Annotated in this window: 20 protein-coding genes and 1 pseudogene; 13 read left to right on the top strand and 8 right to left on the bottom strand. The window is 64.7% G+C overall.

What is annotated here, in order from left to right:
• Nucleotides 1-37: 37 nt before the first annotated feature.
• Nucleotides 38-1,111 carry a sigma-54-dependent Fis family transcriptional regulator gene (locus LOY54_RS16080; RefSeq protein WP_258607150.1) on the bottom strand — a complete coding sequence of 358 codons (1,074 nt, stop codon included), beginning with the start codon at nucleotides 1,109-1,111 and terminating at the stop codon, nucleotides 38-40.
• A gap of 274 nt (nucleotides 1,112-1,385) precedes the next feature.
• Here LOY54_RS16080 and LOY54_RS16085 point away from each other — a divergent pair, with 274 nt between their 5' ends.
• From LOY54_RS16085 to LOY54_RS16095, 3 genes are read left to right on the top strand one after another with little or no spacing between them, the layout of a single operon-like run.
• Nucleotides 1,386-2,609 (top strand): lipase family protein, encoded by a 1,224-nt coding sequence (locus LOY54_RS16085; protein ID WP_258607152.1) that lies wholly within the window; start codon nucleotides 1,386-1,388, stop codon nucleotides 2,607-2,609.
• An 11-nt stretch (nucleotides 2,610-2,620) separates the two neighbouring features.
• Nucleotides 2,621-3,817, top strand: a complete 1,197-nt coding sequence (locus tag LOY54_RS16090) for an LLM class flavin-dependent oxidoreductase (protein WP_258607154.1) — start codon at nucleotides 2,621-2,623, stop codon at nucleotides 3,815-3,817.
• 4 nt (nucleotides 3,818-3,821) lie between these two features.
• Nucleotides 3,822-5,381: an ABC transporter substrate-binding protein gene (locus tag LOY54_RS16095; protein WP_195884409.1), complete on the top strand. Its 1,560-nt coding sequence runs from the start codon at nucleotides 3,822-3,824 to the stop codon at nucleotides 5,379-5,381.
• Here LOY54_RS16095 and hpaA read toward each other — a convergent pair.
• Nucleotides 5,378-6,280, bottom strand: a complete 903-nt coding sequence (gene hpaA, locus LOY54_RS16100) for a 4-hydroxyphenylacetate catabolism regulatory protein HpaA (protein WP_045194037.1) — start codon at nucleotides 6,278-6,280, stop codon at nucleotides 5,378-5,380. The genes LOY54_RS16095 and hpaA overlap by 4 nt on opposite strands.
• A gap of 143 nt (nucleotides 6,281-6,423) precedes the next feature.
• Between hpaA and LOY54_RS16105 the strand changes: the two genes are divergently transcribed.
• The 8 genes and pseudogenes from LOY54_RS16105 to hpaI all read left to right on the top strand — a co-directional run bounded on the left by LOY54_RS16105 (nucleotide 6,424) and on the right by hpaI (nucleotide 13,800).
• Nucleotides 6,424-7,095 carry a fumarylacetoacetate hydrolase family protein gene (locus LOY54_RS16105; RefSeq protein ID WP_045194038.1) on the top strand — a complete coding sequence of 224 codons (672 nt, stop codon included), beginning with the start codon at nucleotides 6,424-6,426 and terminating at the stop codon, nucleotides 7,093-7,095.
• Nucleotides 7,095-7,867: pseudogene (locus tag LOY54_RS16110) on the top strand (fumarylacetoacetate hydrolase family protein). The gene LOY54_RS16105 and the pseudogene LOY54_RS16110 overlap by 1 nt, the downstream one beginning before the upstream one ends.
• 5 nt (nucleotides 7,868-7,872) lie before the next feature.
• Nucleotides 7,873-9,333 (top strand): 5-carboxymethyl-2-hydroxymuconate semialdehyde dehydrogenase, encoded by a 1,461-nt coding sequence (hpaE, locus tag LOY54_RS16115; protein ID WP_045195632.1) that lies wholly within the window; start codon nucleotides 7,873-7,875, stop codon nucleotides 9,331-9,333.
• Between the two features lie 119 nt (nucleotides 9,334-9,452).
• Complete coding sequence (gene hpaD / locus LOY54_RS16120) at nucleotides 9,453-10,310, top strand: 3,4-dihydroxyphenylacetate 2,3-dioxygenase (RefSeq protein WP_195884412.1); 858 nt, start codon at nucleotides 9,453-9,455, stop codon at nucleotides 10,308-10,310.
• Between the two features lie 112 nt (nucleotides 10,311-10,422).
• Complete coding sequence (locus LOY54_RS16125; RefSeq protein ID WP_045194041.1) at nucleotides 10,423-10,815, top strand: 5-carboxymethyl-2-hydroxymuconate Delta-isomerase; 393 nt, start codon at nucleotides 10,423-10,425, stop codon at nucleotides 10,813-10,815.
• Nucleotides 10,816-10,866: 51 nt separating this feature from the next.
• Nucleotides 10,867-12,171, top strand: a complete 1,305-nt coding sequence (locus tag LOY54_RS16130; protein ID WP_093381700.1) for an MFS transporter — start codon at nucleotides 10,867-10,869, stop codon at nucleotides 12,169-12,171.
• A gap of 11 nt (nucleotides 12,172-12,182) precedes the next feature.
• Nucleotides 12,183-12,986, top strand: coding sequence for a 2-oxo-hept-4-ene-1,7-dioate hydratase (gene hpaH / locus LOY54_RS16135; RefSeq protein WP_093381696.1), 804 nt, complete (start codon nucleotides 12,183-12,185; stop codon nucleotides 12,984-12,986).
• A 10-nt stretch (nucleotides 12,987-12,996) separates the two neighbouring features.
• Entirely contained in the window at nucleotides 12,997-13,800 is an 804-nt protein-coding gene (gene hpaI, locus LOY54_RS16140) for a 4-hydroxy-2-oxoheptanedioate aldolase (RefSeq protein WP_258607159.1), read from the top strand.
• A 73-nt stretch (nucleotides 13,801-13,873) separates the two neighbouring features.
• Here the strand turns inward: hpaI and hpaR are convergent, their stop codons facing one another.
• Nucleotides 13,874-14,296 (bottom strand): homoprotocatechuate degradation operon regulator HpaR, encoded by a 423-nt coding sequence (hpaR, locus tag LOY54_RS16145; RefSeq protein ID WP_093381688.1) that lies wholly within the window; start codon nucleotides 14,294-14,296, stop codon nucleotides 13,874-13,876.
• A gap of 164 nt (nucleotides 14,297-14,460) precedes the next feature.
• On the opposite strand from hpaR, the gene LOY54_RS16150 reads away from it, so the two are divergent.
• On the top strand, nucleotides 14,461-15,759 hold the full coding sequence (locus LOY54_RS16150) for an FAD-binding oxidoreductase (protein ID WP_258607161.1): 1,299 nt from the start codon (nucleotides 14,461-14,463) through the stop codon (nucleotides 15,757-15,759).
• Between the two features lie 34 nt (nucleotides 15,760-15,793).
• Complete coding sequence (locus LOY54_RS16155) at nucleotides 15,794-16,159, top strand: cupin domain-containing protein (protein ID WP_093381683.1); 366 nt, start codon at nucleotides 15,794-15,796, stop codon at nucleotides 16,157-16,159.
• 88 nt (nucleotides 16,160-16,247) lie between these two features.
• On the opposite strand, the gene LOY54_RS16160 is transcribed toward LOY54_RS16155, so the two are convergent.
• From LOY54_RS16160 to LOY54_RS16180, 5 genes are all read right to left on the bottom strand, one after another.
• Nucleotides 16,248-16,832 (bottom strand): TetR/AcrR family transcriptional regulator, encoded by a 585-nt coding sequence (locus tag LOY54_RS16160; RefSeq protein ID WP_093381681.1) that lies wholly within the window; start codon nucleotides 16,830-16,832, stop codon nucleotides 16,248-16,250.
• A gap of 27 nt (nucleotides 16,833-16,859) precedes the next feature.
• Nucleotides 16,860-18,083, bottom strand: a complete 1,224-nt coding sequence (locus LOY54_RS16165; protein WP_045194049.1) for a multidrug effflux MFS transporter — start codon at nucleotides 18,081-18,083, stop codon at nucleotides 16,860-16,862.
• A 131-nt stretch (nucleotides 18,084-18,214) separates the two neighbouring features.
• The gene (feaR, locus tag LOY54_RS16170; protein WP_195884416.1) at nucleotides 18,215-19,159 is read right to left on the bottom strand and encodes a transcriptional regulator FeaR; all 945 of its coding nucleotides are present in this window, start codon (nucleotides 19,157-19,159) and stop codon (nucleotides 18,215-18,217) included.
• A 117-nt stretch (nucleotides 19,160-19,276) separates the two neighbouring features.
• Nucleotides 19,277-19,861 (bottom strand): DUF3156 family protein, encoded by a 585-nt coding sequence (locus tag LOY54_RS16175; protein ID WP_258607162.1) that lies wholly within the window; start codon nucleotides 19,859-19,861, stop codon nucleotides 19,277-19,279.
• Entirely contained in the window at nucleotides 19,821-21,323 is a 1,503-nt protein-coding gene (locus LOY54_RS16180) for an APC family permease (protein ID WP_045194052.1), read from the bottom strand. The genes LOY54_RS16175 and LOY54_RS16180 overlap by 41 nt, the downstream gene beginning before the upstream one ends.
• Nucleotides 21,324-21,327: the final 4 nt, after the last annotated feature.

Here is a 21,327-nt window from a genome sequence, read left to right on the forward strand (position 1 = left end):
CCACTCTGTGGGAGCGGGCTTGCCCCGCGATGAGGCCCTAAAGGGCGACACCGTCCGTGCGCTTCAACTCACCAATTTTCTCCAGCCGCGCGCGCACGATGTTGCGGCTGATATTCAGCAAGCGCCCGGTCTGCAACTGATTGCCATGGCAGAAGCGGTACGCGCTGCGAAACACCGTCTGCTCGATATGCTCGTACAAGTCCGCGATGTTCTGCTCGAACAGCGCCGTCAGCGCCGCTTCAAGGCTTGGTGGCTCGCTGGCGATGCGCAGCGGCTGGCTGTGTTCTTCCTGGCGGATGCCCACCGAACGCATGTCCACCAGGTGCAGGTCGGCCGGCTGCACCACCTGTTGCCGGCACACCAGCAGCGCATGGTGAATGGCGTTTTCCAGCTCGCGGATGTTGCCCGGCCAGCTGTGCGAGAGCAGCTTGCGTTCGCTTTCCAGGCTCAGGCTGGCGCGGCTGTAACCCAGGCGCTGGCAGTGCTCTTCAAGGAAAAACTCAGCCAGCGGCAGGATATCCCCAGGCCGTTCACGCAGCGGCGGCAGGCGGATGGTTGCCACGTGCAGGCGGTAGAACAGGTCTTCACGGAAATGCCCGGCCACCACCGCATCGGCAAGGTTGACGTTGGTCGCCGCCACCAGGCGCACGTTGATCGGGATCGGTGTGCGCGAACCGAGGCGCACCACTTCGCGCTCCTGCAGCACGCGCAGTAATTTCACCTGCATGTTCAACGGCAGGTCGCCGATTTCATCGAGGAACAGCGTGCCGCCATTGGCCGCTTCGAACCAACCGGCCTTGCTGTTGGTGGCACCGGTAAAGGCGCCCTTCTCGTGGCCGAACAGTTCGCTCTCGACCAGGGTTTCGGCGAAGGCGCCGCAGTTGACCGCCACGAACGGCTCGCGCCCGCGGCGGCTGAGTTTATGGATATGGCGGGCGACCAGTTCCTTGCCGGTGCCGGTCTCGCCGATGATCAGGGTGTTGGCTTCACTCGGCGCCAGGCGTTCGATGCGGCTGAGCAGTTCCTGGGAGCGCGGGTCCTTGAACACCAGAACGGTGGCGCGTACGGATTTGGTCAGTTCCCGGGCATGGGGATGGGTTATCAGCGACATGGTGCATTCCTGGCAGTGAAAGCGCAGGGCCATAGTGCCCGAAACAAATTAGAACAAATAATTATTAATTAGCATTTATATATTCCAACTAGAGATATGCGCTTGTCGCTGCTGCCACAGCAGCAGTCGCCCAGCAACCCGTGGCTGCCAGCCAGCATCGACGCGCCGCCAGGATTGCCCTTGAAGGCATTTCGGCCCCGCAAAACCGGGCCCTGCAGCGCCCTGGCACGCATTTCGCTCAAGCCTGGCAAACGCACCGTGCAAGGACCTCTCGATGAAACTTAAAAAAACCTTCGCCTTTGGCCTGAGCCTTTTGGCCCTGTCGCTCAGCGCCGTGGCCGCAGAAACCTTCGCGCCAAAGCCCGACCCGCTGCAAGGCGATGGCCGGGTCTCGGCGTTCTACAGCTGGAGCCAGGCGATCCCTGGCAAACCGGGCAAACTGCTGCGCAGCGAACCGCTGGAAAAGACCCTGAGCCTGCCTGGCGCCGCCTCGCAACTGCGCATTCTCTACAGCTCTACCGACGGCATCGACGGCAAGACCCCGGTGGCGGTCTCCGGCGCGCTGTTCATCCCCAAAGGCCAGGCGCCGGCAGGCGGCTGGCCAGTAGTGACCTGGGGCCATGGCACTGTGGGCGTGGCGGATGTCTGCGCGCCGTCCTGGGCCGGGCGCTCTTACCGCGACGTGCAGTACCTGACGCGCTGGCTCAACGAGGGCTACGCCATCGTCGCCACCGACTACCAGGGCCTGGGCGTGCCCGGCGGCCATCCGCTGCTGAACAACCGCATGGCCGCCTACGGCATCCTCGATGCCGCCCGCGCGGTGATCGCCGGGGTGCCGGGGCTGGCCAACAAGGTGCTGGTGGTCGGCCAGTCACAGGGCGGCGCCGGCGCCTTCGCCTCGGCCGCCTATGCGCCCACCTATGCCCCGGACCTGGGCCTAAAGGGCAGCGTCGGCACCGGGGTGATCTACACCGTCGGCGCCAAGAACGTCGGCGAACAGGACCAGGACAAGGTCGACGCCTCGCTGGCCTACGGTTTCTACACCCTGCTGGCGGCGCAGCAGTACGACCCGAGCATCGACCCACGCGACTTCTACACCGACAAGGCCCTGCCGCTGTTCGAACAAGCGCGCAGCACTTGCCTGTCGTCGCTGGTGGCCGATGTGCTCGGCACCGGCCTGACCCCGGCCAACACCCGCAAGGCCAACAGCGGCGAGCAGCTCAAGCCGTGGCTGGCGCAGGTCTCCTACCCGACCCTGAAACTCGCCCAGCCGATCTTCATCGGCACCGGCGCCGAAGACAAGACCCCGGCGGCTGCCACCCAGGTGGCGCTGATGCAGGACGCCTGCAAGACCGGCTCGATCGTCGAAGGCCACCTGTACAAGGGTCTGGGCCACAGCGAGACGGTCAACGCCTCGCTCAAGGACTCGCTGCCGTTTGCCCGCAAGGTGTTCAACGACCAGCCCATCGCCCCCCTCTGCAACCCCACCGTGCAATAAGGACGCTGACCGTGAGCATTGAATTCTTCACCCGCCTGCCCTTGCACGGCGAAACCCAGTTCCTCCCCGGCGACCCGCGCAACCGCGGCGACTGGCATGCCGGCGGCGACAGCACCGGCGCCGTATCGAACTTTGCCGTGGGTGATCACTTCACCTACATCGACTACCTCGGGCAGATCGCCCGCGCCGCCGAAATCAACGGCTTCGGCGGCGCGCTGATGGTCAACGCGCCGTCCGGCGAAGAGCCCTGGACAGTGTGCTCGCTGCTGGCCCGCGAAACCCGCACGTTGAGCTACGTCACCGCCTTCCAGCCCTACCACTACACGCCCTGGATCGCGGTGCAGCAAGCGGCGACCTACCAGCGCGCCAGCGGCAACCGCCTGGTGTGGAACATCATCAATGGCGGCTCGGATAGCGTGCAGCGCCAGGTTGGCGACTTCAGCGACCACGATGAACGTTACGAGCGCGCCACCGAGTTCATGGACGTGGTCAAGGGATACTGGCACTCGGAGAACTTCCACTACCAGGGGCGCTTCTACAAGGCCGAAGGCGGCGGCCTGCGCGGCCCGCAGAAAAAGGCCGAGTTGCCGCTGATCTGCACCGCCGGCTCGTCGATCGCCGCGCGGGAATTCGCCGCCCGCCACGCCGACTTCTACCTGATGCGCGCCGAGCACCCGGACGAGATCCGCACGCTGATAGCCGACATACGCGAGCGCGCGCTCAAGCATGGCCGCAGCAATATCCGCTTCGGCCTGTCGATCGATGTGATTACCCGCGAGACCGAAGCCCAGGCATTGGCCGAGGCCAAGCGCTTCTTCGACGAAGGCGTGGCCAAAGGTGCGGTCAAGGCTGTGGCCGCCCATGCCGGGCTGCGCACCGCGCGCAAGCTCAGTTACGAAAATGAGTACGCGGCCAAGGACGAAACCCGGCCGTTCGACGACTTTTTCATCTACCCCAACGTCTGGGCCGGTTTTGGTTACATCGGCATTCCGCCGGGCCTGGCGCTGGTCGGCAGCTACGCCAACGTGGTGGCGCGGATTCGCGAGTACAACGCGCTGGGCATCGACCTGTTCTTCCTCGCCGGCTACCCGCACCTGGAAGAAGCCTACCGCTTGGGCGAGCACATCCTCCCGCACTTTCGCGGCGAGCGGGCGCCGCTCAAGCGTATCGACACCCAGGCGCCAGCCCTGGGTGCAGCAGGAGCCTGAGGCCATGGACCTTTTCGATCAGCAGCGCCGACGCTTTCTCGGCTACAGCCTGGCGCTGGGCGGCGGCCTGCTGCTCAGCGGCTGCGGCCCTGACGCACCGGCCGCCAGCAGCCCGGCCAGCGACCAGCCGCGCCATGGTGGGCGCCTGCGCCTGGGCGTGCTGGCCGGCGGCCAGGTCGGCAACCTCGATGCCCACAAACCGATCGGCAGCGGCATCGTCCGCGGCTTTGCCCTGTACAGCAAGCTGTGGGAATGGGACGAGCAGATGCAGCCGCGCCTGGCCCTGGCTGAAGAAGCCGAAGCCAGCGCCGACGCCAGCAGCTGGACCGTGCGCCTGCGCCAGGGCCTTGAGTTTCACAACGGCAAGAGCATCGATGCCGACGACCTGATCTTTTCCATTCGCCGCCTGACCGACCCGCAACTGGCGTCGCCTTACGCCGCGCTGCTGCACTGGGTCGATCGCGACAACCTGGAGAAACTCGACGCGCGCACCGTGCGCATCCGCTTCAAGGACGGGCGCAGCTACCTGCCGCTGGCCGAAACCTGGGTCAACTTCGGCGGCATCGTCCCGGTCGATTACCACCCGGTGACCAACCCGGTGGGTGCCGGGCCGTACAAGCTGAAAAGCTTTAGCCCCGGCCAGCGCTCGGTGTTCAGCCGCTTCGAGAACTACTACAAGGACGGCAAACCCTACGCCGACGAACTGGAGATCATCGACTTCAAAGACCAGGTCTCGCGCCTGGCGGCCTTGCGCGCCGGGCAGATCGACATGGCCAACGGCCTGCCCAGCGAGCAGCTGCAGATCATCGAACGCGACCCGCGCCTGCAACTGGTGACTTCGGTCAGCGGCAACTGGTTGTCGTTCGAGATGAACACCAGCAAACCGCCGTTCGACAACCCCAAGGTGCGCGAGGCCTTTCGCCTGCTCGCCGACCGCCCGGAGCTGGTGCGCCGTGCCTTGAACGGCCAGGGCCGGGTGGCCAACGACCTGTACGCACCTGATGACCCGACCTTCAACCACAGCCTCGGCCCGCGCCCCCATGACCCGCAACGGGCGGCGCAATTGCTGCGCGAAGCCGGCTACGAGCAGTTGCAAGTCGAACTGGTGACCACCAGCGGCCCGGCCCTGGCCTCGGCGCTGGTGTTCGCCGAACAGGCCAAGGCCATCGGCGTGAACCTCAAGGTGCGCCAGGTCGACCAGGCCACCTTCGACGGCCCGCAGCACGACCAGTGGCAACTGAGCACCGGCGGCACCATCGGCGCACCGTTTCTGGCCAGCGCCATGCACATCGACGCGCCCTTCGCCGTGGCCAACAAGACCCACTTCAACGACCCGCAGTTCAGCGAACTGTTCCTCCAGGCCATGGCCCAGCCGGACCTGGCCAAGCGCAGCGCGCTGGTGCACCAGGCCCAGCAGATTCAGTATGAGCGCGGCGGCTTGCTGATCTGGGGCTATGTGAATCTACTCGATGCGTTTTCGCGCCAGGTCGGCGGCGCCGCAGCCGAGCAGACACTGTTCAGCACCTGGCGTTTCGACAACCTCTGGCTGCGCGGCCAGGCCTAGCGCAATCCAGCCTGACGCTGACGGTACTCCCCCGGCGTCAGCTGCGCATAGCGCAAAAAGAACCGGCTGAAGTACGCCGGGTCCTTGAAGCCCAGGCGGTAGCAGATCTCGTTGGCCGAGCTGCCGGTGTACAGCAGCAGGCGCCGTGCTTCCTGCATCAGGCGTTCGAGAATCAGGCGCTTGGACGGCAGGTCGGCGATGCGCCGGCACACTTCGTTGAGCCGCGCTTCGGTGACGCCGATGCCCTGGGCATAGCGCGCCAGCGGCCAGTGCTCAAGGTAGTGGGCCTCGATCAGTTCATTGAAACGATGAAACACCTGCAAGTCTTCATGACGGGTTTGCCGCGCCGGCAGCGAGCGCGCGCACAGGCGCAGCAGGCTGGTCATGATCAGCCGCGTCAGGCTTTCCAGCGCCGCCCCGCGCCCGGCGGCGCTGGCGTTGATTTCACTGTGCAGCTCATCGAACAGCAGCGCCAGGCGCCGCGCCTCGGCGGCGTAGCTGGGTTCCAGGCCGCTCAAGGCCACGCAGGCCGGCGCCACCTGCGGCCCCGGCGCCAACCCGGGATCGGCTTCAAGTAGCTGCCAGACCAGTTGCTGGCGCACGGTCAGCACATGGCCGTCGGCATCGGGTTCGGTTACGAAGGAATGCGGGATGGTCGGTGGCGTAAGGAAAAACATCGGCCCCGATTCGACGTACTGCTGGTCGTCCAGGTACACCCGCACCGTGCCGCTTTTGACGTAATGCACCTGGAAAAACCGGTCATGGCGGTGCACCGGCATATTGCGGCCGAAAAACCCGGCGAGGTTGCCGAGCTTGTCGTAGTGCACCTCGGCATCGCTGTAGCGCTGATCGTAGACCTGGCCGATGTTGATGTTGGGGATTGGTTGTTGCTCGCGCATGGCCCTGCTCACGCTTGTTGTTATGCCGCCAGCTTACTCCTGCTGCAAGCCGCTTGCATTTCGTTAACATCTTAATTATAACGTTAACACATTAACAATTATTCGAGCAGGGACCCTGCCCCTGCCCCAGCCAGGAGAACCCCATGAGCCGTGCCTTGCACGATGCTGCCAGCGGTACCTTGTTCGGCGTTGCGCTGAACTACCAGGGCCTGCTTGACCAGCGTCTCGCCGAATTCGAACAGCCGCCCTATCAAAAGCCACCGGTCAAGCCGGTGCTGTTCATCAAGACCCCCAACACCCGCAATGGCCATGGCCAGCCGGTGGTCTACCCGCAAGGCATCGAGCACCTGCAACCGGGCCCGGCCCTGGGTGTGGTGATCGGCAAGCGTGCCACCCGGGTCAGCGTCGACGAGGCCCTCAGCCATGTCGCCGGCTACACCATCGTCAACGAATTCAGCCTGCCCGAAGACAGCTACTACCGCCCGGCGGTCAAGGCCAAGTGCCGCGACGGTTTCTGCGCCCTGGGCCCTGAACTGGTGCCGGCCGCGCAGGTCGCCGACCCGCAGCAACTGAGCATCAAGCTGTTCGTCAACGGCGCCCTGCGCCAGCACAACAGCACCGCCAACATGGTTCGCAGCGTCGCCCAGCTGATCGCCGAGATCAGCGAATTCATGACCCTGCACGAAGGCGATGTGCTGATTACCGGCACCCCCGAAGGCCGCGTCGATGTGCTGCCCGGGGACCAGGTTGAAGTCGAGATCAGCGGCCTCGGACGCCTGACCAACAGCATCGTTGCCGCGCAGGAGAAGCGCTGATGAAACACGCACGTATCCGTTACCAGGGCGAAGTCCACGCCGTCACCGTCGAGGCCGACAACGCCGTGCGCCTGGCCGATGGCCGCTTGCTCGCCGAGCAGCAGGTCGAGTGGCTGCCACCGGCCACCGGCAATATGTTCGCCCTGGGCCTGAACTACGCCGACCACGCCGCCGAGCTTGCCTTCACGCCGCCCACCGAACCGCTGGCGTTCGTCAAGTCGGTGGGCACCTACACCGGCCACAACCAGGTCAGCTGGCGCCCGGACAACGTCGCCTACATGCACTATGAGTGCGAGCTGGTGGCAGTGATCGGCAAGCCTGCGCGCAACGTCAAGCGCGAGGATGCGCTGGAGTACCTGGCCGGCTACACGGTGTGCAACGACTACGCGATTCGCGATTACCTGGAGAATTACTACCGGCCCAACCTGCGGGTGAAGAACCGCGACGCCACCACCCGGTCGGGCCGTGGATCGTCGATGTCGCCGATGTGCCGGATGCTTCCAACCTGACCTTGCGCACCTGGATCAACGGTGAGCTCAAGCAGCAAGGCAGCACCAAGGACATGATTTTCGACATCCCCTACCTGATCGAATACCTGTCCAGCTTCATGACCCTGCAGCCGGGCGACATGATCGCCACCGGCACCCCCGAAGGCCTGGCCGACGTGGTGCCGGGCGATGAAGTGGTGGTCGAAGTCGAAGGCGTCGGGCGCCTGGTCAACCGTATTGTCAGCGAAGCCGAGTTCTTCGCCCTCAACCGCCAAGAGGCATGAGCAGCATGATCAAACACTGGATCAACGGCCGTGAGGTCGAAAGCAAAGACGTGTTCGTCAACTACAACCCGGCCACCGGCGAGGCCATTGGCGAAGTCGCCAGCGGCGGCGCCGAAGAAGTGGCCCAGGCGGTAGCGGCAGCGAAAGAGGCGTTCCCGAAATGGGCCAACACCCCGGCCAAGGAGCGCGCGCGGCTGATGCGCAAGCTCGGCGAGCTGATCGAGCAGAACGTGCCGCACCTGGCTGAGCTTGAAACCCTCGACACCGGTTTGCCGATCCACCAGACCAAAAACGTGCTGATCCCGCGGGCCTCGCATAACTTCGACTTTTTCGCCGAAGTCTGCACACGCATGGACGGCCATACCTACCCGGTCGACGACCAGATGCTCAACTACACCCTGTACCAGCCGGTGGGCGTGTGCGGGCTGGTGTCGCCGTGGAACGTGCCATTCATGACCGCCACCTGGAAGACCGCGCCGTGCCTGGCCCTGGGCAACACCGCAGTGCTGAAGATGAGCGAACTGTCGCCGCTGACCGCCAACGAACTGGGGCGCCTGGCGGTGGAAGCCGGCATCCCCAACGGCGTGCTCAACGTCATCCAGGGCTACGGCGCCACCGCTGGCGACGCCCTGGTGCGCCACCCCGACGTGCGTGCCATCTCCTTTACCGGCGGCACCGCCACCGGCAAGAAGATCATGCAGACCGCGGGCCTGAAAAAGTACTCCATGGAGCTGGGCGGCAAGTCGCCGGTGCTGATTTTCGAAGACGCCGACCTTGAGCGCGCCCTGGATGCGGCGCTGTTCACCATCTTCTCGCTCAATGGCGAGCGCTGCACCGCCGGCAGCCGTATCTTCATCCAGCAGAGCGTCTACCCGCAGTTCGTCGCCGAGTTTGCCGCGCGGGCCAAGCGCCTGATCGTCGGCGACCCGCAAGACCCGCAAACCCAGGTAGGCTCGATGATCACTCAGGCCCACTATGACAAGGTCACCGGTTACATCAAGATCGGCATCGAGGAAGGCGCGACCCTGCTCGCTGGCGGCCTTGAGCGCCCGGCCAACCTGCCGGCGCACCTGGCCCGCGGGCAGTTCATTCAGCCGACGGTGTTTGCCGACGTGAACAACAACATGCGCATCGCCCAGGAAGAAATCTTCGGCCCGGTGGTGTGTTTGATCCCCTTCAAGGACGAAGCCGAGGCGCTGCGACTGGCCAACGACACCGAGTATGGCCTGGCCTCGTACATCTGGACGCAGGACATCGGCAAGGCGCATCGTCTGGCCCGCGGCATCGAGGCCGGCATGGTGTTCATCAACAGCCAGAACGTGCGCGACCTGCGCCAGCCGTTCGGCGGGGTCAAGGGTTCAGGCACCGGCCGTGAGGGCGGGCAGTACAGCTTCGAGGTGTTTGCCGAGATCAAGAACGTGTGTATCTCGATGGGCAGTCACCATATTCCGCGCTGGGGCGTCTGACAGCATCGCGGGGCAAGCCCGCTCCCACAGGTTTTGAGGCTGCCTTGTGGGAGCGGGCTTGACCCGCGATGAGGCGCAACCGATCGCACACAAGAACAACAATTTCCAGGAGTTCCATCATGGGCGAAGTCGTCCTGGCAGCCAAAGTCTGCCACGTACCCTCGATGTACCTGTCCGAACTGCCCGGCAAGCATCATGGCTGCCGCGAGGCGGCGATCGCCGGGCACAAGGAAATCGGCCGCCGCGCCCGCGAACTGGGCGCCGACACCGCCGTGGTGTTCGACGTCCACTGGCTGGTCAACAGCGGCTACCACATCAACTGTGGCGAACACTTCAAGGGCACCTACACCAGCAACGAGCTGCCGCACTTCATCAAGAACATGGACTTCGAGTACCCCGGCTGCCCGCAACTGGGCGAGCTGATCGGCCTTGAAGCCAACGCCGCCGACGTGCGCACCCTGGCCCACAACATCCCAAGCCTTGAGCTTGAATACGGCACCCTGGTGCCGATGCGCTACATGCACATGGACGTGCCCGACGCGCACAAGCTCAAGGTCGTGTCGATTGCCGCCTGGTGCGCCTGGCACCGCCTGGAAGACAGCTTCGCCTTCGGCGCCGCGGTGCGCCGGGCCATCGAAAAGAGCGACCGCAAAGTGCTGGTGCTGGCCTCAGGTTCGCTGTCGCACCGTTTTTCCGATGACCGTAACGCCGAAGCCAACATCCACAACTGGACCCGCGAATTCGACAAGCAGATGGACCTGCGCGTGGTCGAGCTGTGGAAGCAGGGCCGCTTCAAGGAGTTCTGCGCGATGCTCCCGGACTACGCCAACCACTGCTACGGCGAAGGCGGCATGCACGACACGGCGATGCTCCTGGGCCTGCTGGGCGGTGCCGACTACAACAAGCCGGTCGAGGTCCTGACCGAGCCGTTCGGCAGCTCCGGCACCGGCCAGATCAACGCCATCTTCCCGCTGTAGCGCGAAGGCAGCAGCCACAAGCTTCAAGCCACAAGCTGCAAGCGAAGAGCACGCGCTCTTGCCGCTTGTAGCTTGCCGCTTGCCGCTTGCCGCCGTTCAAACGGAGATCTTCATGCCGCATTTCATCATTGAGTACACCGACAACATCGAGCAACAGGCCGACCTGCCCGGCCTGTTCGCCAAGGTCCACGCCAGCCTGGGCGCCAGCGGCGTGTTTCCCCTGGGCGGCATCCGCAGCCGTGGCGTGCGCCTGGACAGCTGGCGCATGGCCGATGGCAAGCACGACTACGCCTTCGTCCACATGACCCTCAAGGTCGGCCACGGCCGCGATCTGCAAACCCGCACCGAGGTCGCCGAGGCGCTGTTCGCGGTGATCACCGCGCACTTTGCCGAGCTGCAAAGCCAACGCCTGCTGGCGCTGTCGTTCGAGATGATCGAGCTGCACCCGCAGCTGAATTTCAAACAGAACAACGTTCACGCCTTTTTGCAAAACCAGGCGGGCTGAACCACAGCCACCCGCCCTCCCCAACGGCCCTCTGACAAAAAGTACAAGATCATGAGCACAGCCAATACTGCCCAACACGCTGCCCTTGCCCAACATGACTCGACCCACAGCAAGATCACCTGGCGGCTGATGCCGCTGCTGCTGATTTGCTACCTGTTCGCTCACCTGGACCGCATCAACATTGGTTTTGCCAAGATGCAGATGAGCAGCGACCTGCACTTCAGCGACACGGTCTACGGCTTTGGTGCCGGGCTGTTCTTCATTGCCTACGCGCTGTTCGGCGTACCCAGCAACATGGCCCTGGACCGCGTCGGCCCACGGCGCTGGATCGCCACCCTGATGGTGGTCTGGGGCACGCTGTCGACCAGCATGCTCTGGGTCGAATCGGCCTCGGGCTTCTATGTCCTGCGCTTTTTGCTCGGCGTCGCTGAAGCCGGCTTCTTCCCCGGCATCCTGGTTTACCTCAACCGCTGGTACCCGGCCCGCCGTCGTGGGCAGATCACCGCGCTGTTCGCCATCGCCGTGCCCATGGCCGGGGTGGTCGGCGGGCCGCTGTCGGGCGGCATCCTCGAGCTGTTCCACGACGCCGCCGGCCTGCGTGGCTGGCAGTGGATGTTCCTGATCGAAGGCGCGCCGGTGGTGTTGCTCGGCCTGGTGGTGCTCAAGTGCCTGCCCGACAGCTTCGAGAGTGTCAGCTGGCTGAACGGCACTGAAAAGCAGCAACTGCGCGAGCAACTGAACCAGGAAGAGCAGCGCAAATCCATCACCTCGTTTGCCGGCATCCTGCGTGACAGCCAGGTCTGGCTGCTGGTGGCGGTGTACTTTGCGGTGATGCTGGCGGTCAACACCCTGGCGTTCTGGATGCCGACCCTGATCCACGGCGCTGGCATCGGCAGCGATGGCCGCGTCGGGCTGTTGAGCGCCGTGCCGTACCTGGCCGGGTGCTTCTTCATGATCGCCTGTGGCCGTTCCTCCGACCGTCAGCGTGAACGCCGCTGGCACCTGTGCGTGCCGCTGCTGATGTCGGCCACCGGCATCGCCGTGGCCGGCCTGGCACCCGGCAACCCGGTGATGGTGCTGGGCGGCCTGATCATCGCCGGCATGGGCGCCAGCGCTGCCTTGCCGATGTTCTGGCAGCTGCCGCCTGCATTCCTGTCGAACACCACCCAGGCCGCCGGTATCGCCCTGATCAGCTCGTTCGGCAGCATCGCCTCGTTCCTCGCCCCGTACCTGATCGGCTGGATGCGCGACACCACCCAGAGCGCCAGCCTGGCCCTGTACGTACTGGCGCTGTTCATCACCCTCGGCGGCTTGCTGGTGCTGCGCACCAAGGCTGCCATCGTCAACCCTCAGTAAGAGATTTCGCCATGCTTGACCACAGCCAGATCCTGCACGCCGCCGCCCAGCTCGAGCGCGCCGAACGCAGCCGCGAACAGGTGCGGCAGTTCTCCCTGGAGCACCCGGGCATCAGCATCGAGGACGCCTACGCCATCCAGCGCGCCTGGGTCGCACAAAAAATCGAGGGCGGGCGCAAGCTGGTCGGCCACAAGATCGGCCTGACCTCACGGGCCATGCAGGTGTCGTCGAACATCACCGAACCGGACTACGGCGCGCTGCTCGATGACATGTTCTTCGACGAAGGCAGCGACATCCCCTTCGAGCGCTTTATCGTGCCGCGGGTCGAGGTGGAGCTGGCGTTCGTCCTCGGCAAGCCGCTCAAGGGCCCGAACGTGACCCTGTTCGACGTGCTCGATGCCACCGAGTGGGTGATCCCGGCGCTGGAGATCATCGATGCGCGCATCCAGCAGATTGACCCGCAAACCCAGGCCACCCGCAAGGTCTTCGACACCATCTCCGACAACGCCGCCAACGCCGGCGTGGTCATGGGTGGGCGCGCGGTGCGTCCGGGCGATATCGACCTGCGCAAGGTGCCGGCGGTGCTCTACCGCAACGGCGTGATCGAAGAGTCCGGGGTTTCGGCGGCGGTGCTCAACCACCCGGCCAAGGGCGTCGCCTGGCTGGCCAACAAGCTGGCGCCGTACGACGTCACCCTTGAAGCCGGGCAAATCATTCTCGGCGGCTCCTTCACCCGCCCGGTGGCGGCCAACCCCGGCGATACCTTCCATGTCGACTACGACATGCTCGGTTCGATTGCCTGCCGTTTCGTTTGAGGAATTGCCCATGGACATGCCCGTCAACCGCTTCAAACAACGCCTGCAACGCGGCGAGGCGCAAATCGGCCTGTGGCTTGGCCTGGCCGAGCCGTACTGTGCCGAGCTTGCCGCCAACGCCGGTTTCGACTGGCTGCTGATCGACGGCGAACACGCGCCCAACGACCTGCGCGGCATGCTCGGCCAGTTGCAGGCCATCGCCCCCTACCCGGCCCAGGCGATCATCCGCCCGGTGATCGGCGACACCGCGCTGATCAAGCAGGTGCTGGATATCGGCGCACAAACCCTGCTGGTGCCGATGGTCGAAAGCGCCGGGCAGGCCCGCGAACTGGTGCGCGCCATGCACTACCCGCCCAAGGGCGTGCGTGGCGTCGGCAGCGCCCTGGCGCGGGCCTCGCGCTGGAACAGCATCCCCGGCTACCTCGACCAGGCCGATGAGCAGATGTGCCTGCTGGTGCAGATCGAAAGCCTTGAAGGGCTGCACAACCTTGAGGCGATTGCGGCAGTCGAGGGCGTTGACGGGGTGTTCATCGGCCCGGCGGACTTGAGTGCCTCCATGGGCTATCGCGGCAACCCCGGGCACCCCGAGGTGCAGGCGGCGATTGAACAGGCGATCGTGCAGATCCAGAAGGCCGGCAAGGCGGCGGGGATTCTCAGTGCCGATGAGGGCCTGGCGCGGCGCTACCTGGAACTGGGCGCAGGCTTTGTGGCGGTGGGGGTCGATACCACGGTGCTGATGAAGGGCTTGCAGGGGTTGGCGGGTAAGTTCAAGGGGGATGTGGTAGTGGGCTCGTCTGGGCCTTCTGTGTATTGACTGTACTGGCCTCATCGCGGGTCAAGCCCGCTCCTGCACATCCCCGTAGGAGCGGGCTTGCCCCGCGATGCAGTCACCGCCCCACCTGCTTCAACTCCTCCAGCAAGCCCAGCAACGCCTGCAGCTTCTGCTCGCCGAACTGCTCCTGAATGCGCCGGTAATTGCTCTCCATGCACTGGCTCATCGAAGCAAAAATCTCCTCGCCCTTTTGCGCCAGGTTGACCAGTACCCGGCGCTGGTCCTGTTCGGCCTTGCGCCGGCTGACCAGGCCGGCCGCCTCCATGCGCACCAACACCCCGGTCATGCTCGGCTTGAGGATGCAGGCCAGTTCCGCCAGGCGGTAGATCTCCATTTCGCCCTGTTGGCGCAGGATACGGATCACCCGCCACTGCTGCTCGGTGAGCCCGTGCTGGTTGAGCGAGGGGCGGAAAAAACGCATGGCCGCTTCGCGGGCTTGCAACAAGGTCAGGGTCAACGACGGGCGCGGCTGGGGCATGGGAAGGCTAATCATCAGGCTACTTTGTTAACACTTTAACAAAATCAACGCCTTGCCACAGCCCTGGCACCGGCAGTCAAGGCCGGCGGCACGCAGGGTCAAGACGCAGGCGCCGGGCAAGGCCTTAATAGAGCCCATCAGTACTTCACTTTTCAGGCTGCGCCATGATCAACATCGAAACGCCGACCTACTACACCGCCACCAAAAAATACAACCTGAGCTTCCCGACCCTGGAACAGGACGTGGACGCCGACGTGGTCATCATCGGCGGCGGCTTTTCCGGGATCAACACGGCCCTGGAGCTGGCGGAAAAAGGCATCACCAACATCGTCGTGCTCGAAGCCCGCTACCTGGGCTTTGGCGGCACCGGGCGCAATGGCGGGCAGATCATGGCCGGCATCGGCCATGATCTGGAGAAGATCAAGCAGCACGTCGGCGACGATGGCCTGCGGCAGATCTTCGAGATCAGCGACCTGGGCGCCGACATCATCAAGCACCGCATCGCCAAGTACGCCATCGACGCCGACTTCTGTCACGGCTATGGCTACATGGGCTTCAACGCCCGCCAGGAAAAAACCCTGCGCGCCTGGGAAAAGGACTTCAAGTCGGTCAACTCCCAGCATGAGATCCGATTTCTCGGTGGCAGCGAGGTCAAGCAGATCATCGGCTCCGACGCCTACAGCAGCGCCTTGCTGCACATGGGCGGTGGCCATGTGCACTCGCTGAACCTGTTGCTCGGTGAAGCCAAGGCGCTCAGCGAACACGGCGTGCGCATTTTCGAGAACAGCCCGGCGCTGCAGGTGCAGTACGGCGAGCGCATCCGCGTGCGCACCGGGCGCGGTTCGGTGACCGCCAGCAAGCTGCTGTGGGCTTGCGACAGTTTCCTCAACAAGCTGGAGCCGGAGCTGCACCGCTCGACCATCAACACCTACGCCTTCCAGATGATGACCGAGCCATTGCCGGACGAGCTGATCCAGCGCATCAGCCCGATTCGCGGGGCCTACAGCGACATCCGCCCGGTGATCGATTACTACCGGGTGACCAACGAGAACCGCCTGCTGTTTGGTGCCGCCACGCCGCTGGTCGAACACATCCCGGGCGATCTCAAGGCCTGGAACCGCAACCTGATGCTGAAGATTTTCCCCTACCTCAAGGACGTGAAAATCGACCTGGCCTGGGGCGGGCCGATGGCCTGCAGCCCCAACCTGTTCCCGCAGATCGGCACCCTGCCCGGTCGGCGCAACGCTTTCTACGTGCAAGGTTATTCCGGTTTTGGCGTCACCCCCAGCCACATCATCTGCAAGGCCCTGGCCGAAGGCATGAGCGAAGGCTCGGCGCGCTATGACCTGATCAGCTCGGTGCCACGCCCGACCATCCCGGCCAAGGATCAACTGCGCTCGGTGCTGCTGACCGCCGGCAAATCCTGGCACCAGCTGTCCGGCTACTGGAATGGCCGGCGCTAAGCCCCAACTCTTTCAACCCTCAAGGAACACTGCCATGACCCTGACTGCCGTCACCCCGAACCTCCAGCTCAGCCAACTCGACGCCTGGGGCACCGTTGCCGACCTGGGCTCGCAGATACTCGAAGGCGAAGTACGCGCCTTCGGCAAAATGACCTTCGGTGCACCGACCGACCCGGTCAGCAGCGCCTACTTTGGCACCACCACCGGCAAGTTCCGCATGGTCTACCCGTTCAACGAACAGGCCGTGGTAGTCACCGGCCAGGTGCGCCTGACCGACGAAGCCACGGGTGTGAGCCGCACCTACAACGTGGGTGACAGCTGGTTCGTGACCAAGGGCACGCCGGTGCTCTGGGAGATTCTCAGCGAGAGCTTTGTGAAGCATTATTTTGCGGTGGTCTGACTAGACGCATCGCGGGTCAAGTCGGGTCGCCGCACCGCCGCTCACACAGAGCCACTCTGTAGGAGCGGGCTTGACCCGCGATGAGGCCCTAAAGCTTTGCCAACGACATCCCGAACATCCACCAAAGCGCCGCCAACCGCCGCTCGAACGCCTCCGCCCCCGCATAGATCAACTCGACATTCAAACTGTCGACGATCCCCAGGTAGGCATCGCCATACAAGCGCTGCTGCCCCTCCTCCAGCCCCGGCGCGAACGTGCGCAACGCCTGGGCAAACAACTCGCCCAGCCTCGCCAGGTAGGCCTCGAAGCCGGCACAGATCACCGGCCGCAGTTCACTGGGCGGGAAGAACGCCGTGCGCAGCATGAAGCGCAAATGCGCCGAGGCCTGGTAGCGCGCGTTCAAGCGCTCGGCAAAACGTTGCCCCGGCAGCTCGCCGGTCGGCACCTGCTCGGCAAAGCACGCCTCCAGGTACTCGTGCTCGGCGTGCAGGGCCCGGGCATAGACCACCTGGAACAGGTCGTCCTTGCCGGCAAAATGCGCATACAACGACGGCTTGCGCATGCCCGCCGCGGCGGCGATATCGTTGAGCGACGAGGCGTCATAACCCAGTTCGGCAAACTGCTCGACGGCAATCGCGCAGATCTTTTCCGCCGACGGCGTCAGGCTTCTCATAGCGGTGTCTCCCCCAACAAATACGGATCAATGCCCAGCCAGGCTGTGCACCTGCGGCTCGGCATGGCGGGTGCTGATGTGCACCAGCAGCGCCACGCACAGCGCCGAAAGGCCGAGCAACAACGCCCAGTGCGCCGCGCCCAAAGGCGCCATGATGCCCGACAATGGCGTGGCGAACGACGAAATGATCAACTGGAAGGCACCGAGCAACGCAGCAGTCGAGCCCAGCGCGGTGCTCTGCGAAGACATCACCAGCGACATCAGCGTGGCCTCGGCAATGCCCAGGCCGAACATGGCAACCGCCATGCCGGCAACGATACCCACCAGCCCCGCCGCACTCAGCGCACCGGCCAGCACCAGCACGGCGCCGACCAGCATGCACGCAGCGCCCCAGCGGGCCAGGCGCACCAGGCCCTTGCGCGCCACCAGGCGGCCCGCGGTGATGGCGCCGAGCAGAATGGCCACGCCGGTGGCGCCGAACAAGGTGCCGAACGCCTCGACCGACAGCCCGAAGTGATGCTGGTAAACGAAAGCGGCCCCGCCGATGTAGGCAAACAAGAAGAAGAACACCGCCGACAAGGCCAGGGCCGGGCGCAGGAACTGGCGGTCGCGGGCGATCCGTACGTAGGTGCGCAAGAACTCCCGAGGCTGCCAGGCCATGCGTTTGTCCTCGGGCAAGGTTTCCTTGAGCATCAGCGCCGAGTTGATCAGCACTAGCACGCCCAATGCCGCCAGCACCAGCATGATCGCCCGCCAGCCAAAGTGCGCACCGACAAAGCCGCCCAATGCCGGGGCGATCACCGGCGCCAGGCCTTCGATGGTCATCAGCAAGGCGAAGATCTGCGCCGCCCGCGCGCCTTCGGCAACGTCGCGGACCATGCTCATGATCACCACCAGGGTCAGGGCGCTACCCAGGCCCTGGATGAAACGCGCCAGCAGCAGGCTGTTGAGGTCGGGCGCGGCAGCGGCGGCCAGCGAGCTCAAGACAAACACCAGCAAACCGGCAAGCAACGGCCGGCGCCGACCGAGGGTGTCGACCAGCGGCCCGAACAACAACTGCCCGGCGCCCATGGCCAGGAGGAACACGGTCAGGGTCAGTTGCACCCCGGCATAAGAGGTGGCGAACTCGCTGGCGATGCTTGGCATGCTGGCCAGGTACATGTCGACCGCCGAGGGCCCGAGGGCGCCGATCAGGGCCAGGGAAATGGCGAAGCCGACCCGGGCGGTCGGCGTGGAGGCTGCACTGTGCATAGACTTGATTCCAGATAAAAACGGGACCTGGCTGGCGCTTGGTGCTCTACCTACCTATCGGTAGGTATCCAGGTCGGACGAGCCTATACAGACCGCATCCTGCGGTCAAGCCAGCAACGATCAAACGCTGATCAGGCCAGGCTGCTGGCGCGGTAGTCCTTGGGCGACTGCTCGAACTGCTTCTTGAACGAGCGGCTGAAGTGCGCCGAGTCGGTGAAGCCCCATTTGTAGGCAATGGTGGTGATCGACTCGCGCTTGAGCACCGGGTTGGCGAGGTCGGCGGCGCTGCGTTTGAGGCGCGCGCGCTGGATGTAGCGGCAGACGCTGTCGCCCTGCTCTTCGAACAGGCGGTAGAGGTGGCGCACGGAAATGTTCAGGCGGTTGGCGAGGTTGACCGGGGTCAGGTTGGCCTGGCCGAGGGAGTCATCGATGACTTTTTGCACATAACTGCGCAGGTTGGCGCCCTGTATTGAGGCCGGCAACGCGCAGAGGTCGTCGCTGCCTTCAAGGGCCGAACCGAGCAGCGACAGGAAGGCGCTGTGCAGCGCCTGACCTTCGCCCTGCTCGTCTTCGCCGGCGCTTTGCTCTTTGCACAGCTGGTCCATCAGCAGGTGCAGCATGCGCCCGCAGGCGCGGGTCTGGGAGATCTTGCCGAAGGTGCGGCTGTCGCTGCCCAGCTGCTTGCACACCTCGGCCCGCGACAACGACAGCGAAGCGTGCTCGATCAGGCCGAAGGGCATGATTTCGCAGGCACCGGCTGCGTCCATCAGGAGCATTTCGCCGGGTGCCAGCTGGATGCTGACGCCGTTCTGGGTGATCTGCGAGAAGCCGGTGCGCTGGCTGACCAGAAAGCAATGCTGGTCGTTGTCGCGGTCGCTGTTCAGGCCCTTGCGACGGATCAGCCCGGCGTTGGTGCGCAGATTGGCCAGGGCCAGGCCGCCGCGCGACCAGGTGGAAATCTCGCCGATGAACAGCGAGGGGTTGAACGCCAGTTCCGTCTCGTACACCCCGCAGATGTTCTGCATCGTTGCGTTCCAGCGTTCCAGCGCAGGGCTGCTGGCGTGATGGATACTCATGGGTACCTCCACAATGGCATCTTGTTTTTGTTGGGCAATAGTTAACATGTTATCTATGTGCGCGCAACTTGCGTGAAGCAGCCAGAGTGGAAGCAGGTTTGATGCCAGATGGCCGGCTCAGAGCCCGGCCAACAGCCCCGGCACGCCTTGCAGCGCGGCCAGCAGGTGCTGGCGTTGTTCGGGGCTCAGGCGAATGTAGCGACGAAAGGCCGGCAGGCGGTTGACCACCTCGCTGGCGCCGATGTGCTCGAGGGTCAGGGTCCATTGGCCGTCGCTTCTGTGCAGGCGCAGGCGCTTGAAGTCCAGCGGCATCAGCGCCTGCAGCAATGCGCTATCGGCCAGCAGGCGCCGTTGCAGTTCGGCCTGCAACGCCGGCTCGCCCTGACGCAGCTGAACCCGCAGGCCGCTGCGGCGCAACGACCCGCTGTGGTGCAGTTCAAGGTGGGCGCTGCCCTGCCCTGTGGCAGGCAGGCTCAGGCTGAATTCGCTCAGCACCAGGTGCATGAGCAACTGCGCTTCGCAGCGCTCGCGCACCTGCACCGCCTGCCCGGCCCAGTTGAAGCGACCAAAGCCCGGGCCGAGCACCTCGAAGCTGTCCAGGCCAAGGTTGCGTTGCAGCTTTTCAAGGGTCAGCCCCGGCCGATAGCCGGCCGGCGCCCGATCAGACAGCCTTTGCCACAGTTGGCGCAGGGCAATAGCCATGTGCAGTCCCCGGTTGATGAGCGAATTCGCGCGCCAGCACCTCTTCCACCGAAGCCGGCTTGAACGGGTTGACCTTCTGCACCAGTAGCGTCCAGAACAGCGCATACACCGCGGTGCCGGCCAGCATCAGGCCAAAGGGCACGTAGATGTCGGCCGGGTCCATGCCCGGCGGGGTGATGAACCACATGCCCAGGACAATACCGACGCTCGAGAGGATTTGCGGCAGCGGGAACCACGGCGAGCGATAGGCCCGTGGCAGGTCCGGGCGACGAATGCGCAGGATCACCACCGACAGCGTTACCAGCAGGTACGCGGTGCTCCAGGCGCACACCGCCGCCAGCACCAGGTGCATGATGCGGTCGGTGTTGCCGCCCAGCCACAGGGCATGCAGGCACGGAATCAGGGCGGCAACGAGGATGCACAGCAGCGGCGTTTTAAAGCGCGGGTGCAGGTAGGTGAACACCTTGGGCAAGGCGCCGTCCACGGCCATGCCGTAGAGGATCCGCGGCACCCCGGCCATCAGCGTGTTGATGGTCGCCGCACCGGCGAACAGAAAGCCGATGCCCAGCCACAGCGGGCCGATATCGCCCATCACCTGTTCGGCAAAGCGCGGGATGGCCATGGGCGTGTCGAGCAAGTGCACGCCGCTGGCGGCGTCGAGCAGCACGTTGTCGACCTGGCGCTTCATCGCCGCGCCATAGATGAACATGCACGTCGCCACCCCCAGCAGGCCCAGGGCCATGGCCCGCGGCATGCTTTTCGCCGACTGGCGCAAATCCGGCGCCAGCGGCGTAACGAACTCGCAGCCGACGAACATGAACATGGCCATGCCCACCAGCGAGAGGATGGTCACCAGGTCCGTGCCGACCAGCGACACGCCGAACCAGCCCTCCAGCTCCACCGCCGGCGCGGCCATCAGGCCGAGCACGCCGAAGACCATCAGCGTGGTCCACATGCCGAAGGTAAGGATGATCTCGGCCTTGCCGAAGGCGCTGACGCCAAAGGCATTGAGGATGGCGAAGATGATCACGAAGCCGACACCCAGCAGCCACGAACCACCGGCCGATTCGGCCAGGGTGTTGAGGTGCTCGAAGTTCACCAGGGCCATGACCCCGGCCAGCATGGTCTCGGCGGTGCCGGCAAAGACGTGGACGATCAGGTAGGCCGACAGCGTGCCGGTGATGGCGAAAAAACGTCCCATGCCGCAGTTGATGTAGTCGTACACCGCGCCGGTGGTCGGCAGGATCGACGCCGCCTCGGCAAAGGTGGTCGCCTGCGCCAGCATCATCACCACCGCGATCAGCATGGCCACGGCGAAGGCACTGCCGCCGATACCGAAGCCCATGGTCGCGGTGAGGATCACCGGGCTTGCCATGATCAGGCCGATGGTACTGGCAAGGGCGGTGGGAAAGCCGACCGTGCCGCGATTCAGGTGCGCACTGAGCGTGTCGTTGAGCGACATGGCA

Source organism: Pseudomonas sp. B21-032 (assembly GCF_024748965.1).
Lineage (GTDB): Bacteria > Pseudomonadota > Gammaproteobacteria > Pseudomonadales > Pseudomonadaceae > Aquipseudomonas.

What these genes read in the sequence shown, in the direction of transcription:
- LOY54_RS16080 (WP_258607150.1), bottom strand. Translation starts at nt 1,111, where the DNA reads ATGTCGCTGATAACCCATCCCCATGCCCGGGAACTGACCAAATCCGTA.
- LOY54_RS16085 (WP_258607152.1), top strand. Translation starts at nt 1,386, where the DNA reads ATGAAACTTAAAAAAACCTTCGCCTTTGGCCTGAGCCTTTTGGCCCTG.
- LOY54_RS16095 (WP_195884409.1), top strand. Translation starts at nt 3,822, where the DNA reads ATGGACCTTTTCGATCAGCAGCGCCGACGCTTTCTCGGCTACAGCCTG.
- hpaA (WP_045194037.1), bottom strand. Translation starts at nt 6,280, where the DNA reads ATGCGCGAGCAACAACCAATCCCCAACATCAACATCGGCCAGGTCTAC.
- LOY54_RS16105 (WP_045194038.1), top strand. Translation starts at nt 6,424, where the DNA reads ATGAGCCGTGCCTTGCACGATGCTGCCAGCGGTACCTTGTTCGGCGTT.
- hpaE (WP_045195632.1), top strand. Translation starts at nt 7,873, where the DNA reads ATGATCAAACACTGGATCAACGGCCGTGAGGTCGAAAGCAAAGACGTG.
- hpaD (WP_195884412.1), top strand. Translation starts at nt 9,453, where the DNA reads ATGGGCGAAGTCGTCCTGGCAGCCAAAGTCTGCCACGTACCCTCGATG.
- LOY54_RS16125 (WP_045194041.1), top strand. Translation starts at nt 10,423, where the DNA reads ATGCCGCATTTCATCATTGAGTACACCGACAACATCGAGCAACAGGCC.
- LOY54_RS16130 (WP_093381700.1), top strand. Translation starts at nt 10,867, where the DNA reads ATGAGCACAGCCAATACTGCCCAACACGCTGCCCTTGCCCAACATGAC.
- hpaH (WP_093381696.1), top strand. Translation starts at nt 12,183, where the DNA reads ATGCTTGACCACAGCCAGATCCTGCACGCCGCCGCCCAGCTCGAGCGC.
- hpaI (WP_258607159.1), top strand. Translation starts at nt 12,997, where the DNA reads ATGGACATGCCCGTCAACCGCTTCAAACAACGCCTGCAACGCGGCGAG.
- hpaR (WP_093381688.1), bottom strand. Translation starts at nt 14,296, where the DNA reads ATGCCCCAGCCGCGCCCGTCGTTGACCCTGACCTTGTTGCAAGCCCGC.
- LOY54_RS16150 (WP_258607161.1), top strand. Translation starts at nt 14,461, where the DNA reads ATGATCAACATCGAAACGCCGACCTACTACACCGCCACCAAAAAATAC.
- LOY54_RS16155 (WP_093381683.1), top strand. Translation starts at nt 15,794, where the DNA reads ATGACCCTGACTGCCGTCACCCCGAACCTCCAGCTCAGCCAACTCGAC.
- LOY54_RS16160 (WP_093381681.1), bottom strand. Translation starts at nt 16,832, where the DNA reads ATGAGAAGCCTGACGCCGTCGGCGGAAAAGATCTGCGCGATTGCCGTC.
- LOY54_RS16165 (WP_045194049.1), bottom strand. Translation starts at nt 18,083, where the DNA reads ATGCACAGTGCAGCCTCCACGCCGACCGCCCGGGTCGGCTTCGCCATT.
- feaR (WP_195884416.1), bottom strand. Translation starts at nt 19,159, where the DNA reads ATGAGTATCCATCACGCCAGCAGCCCTGCGCTGGAACGCTGGAACGCA.
- LOY54_RS16175 (WP_258607162.1), bottom strand. Translation starts at nt 19,861, where the DNA reads ATGGCTATTGCCCTGCGCCAACTGTGGCAAAGGCTGTCTGATCGGGCG.
- LOY54_RS16180 (WP_045194052.1), bottom strand. Translation starts at nt 21,323, where the DNA reads ATGTCGCTCAACGACACGCTCAGTGCGCACCTGAATCGCGGCACGGTC.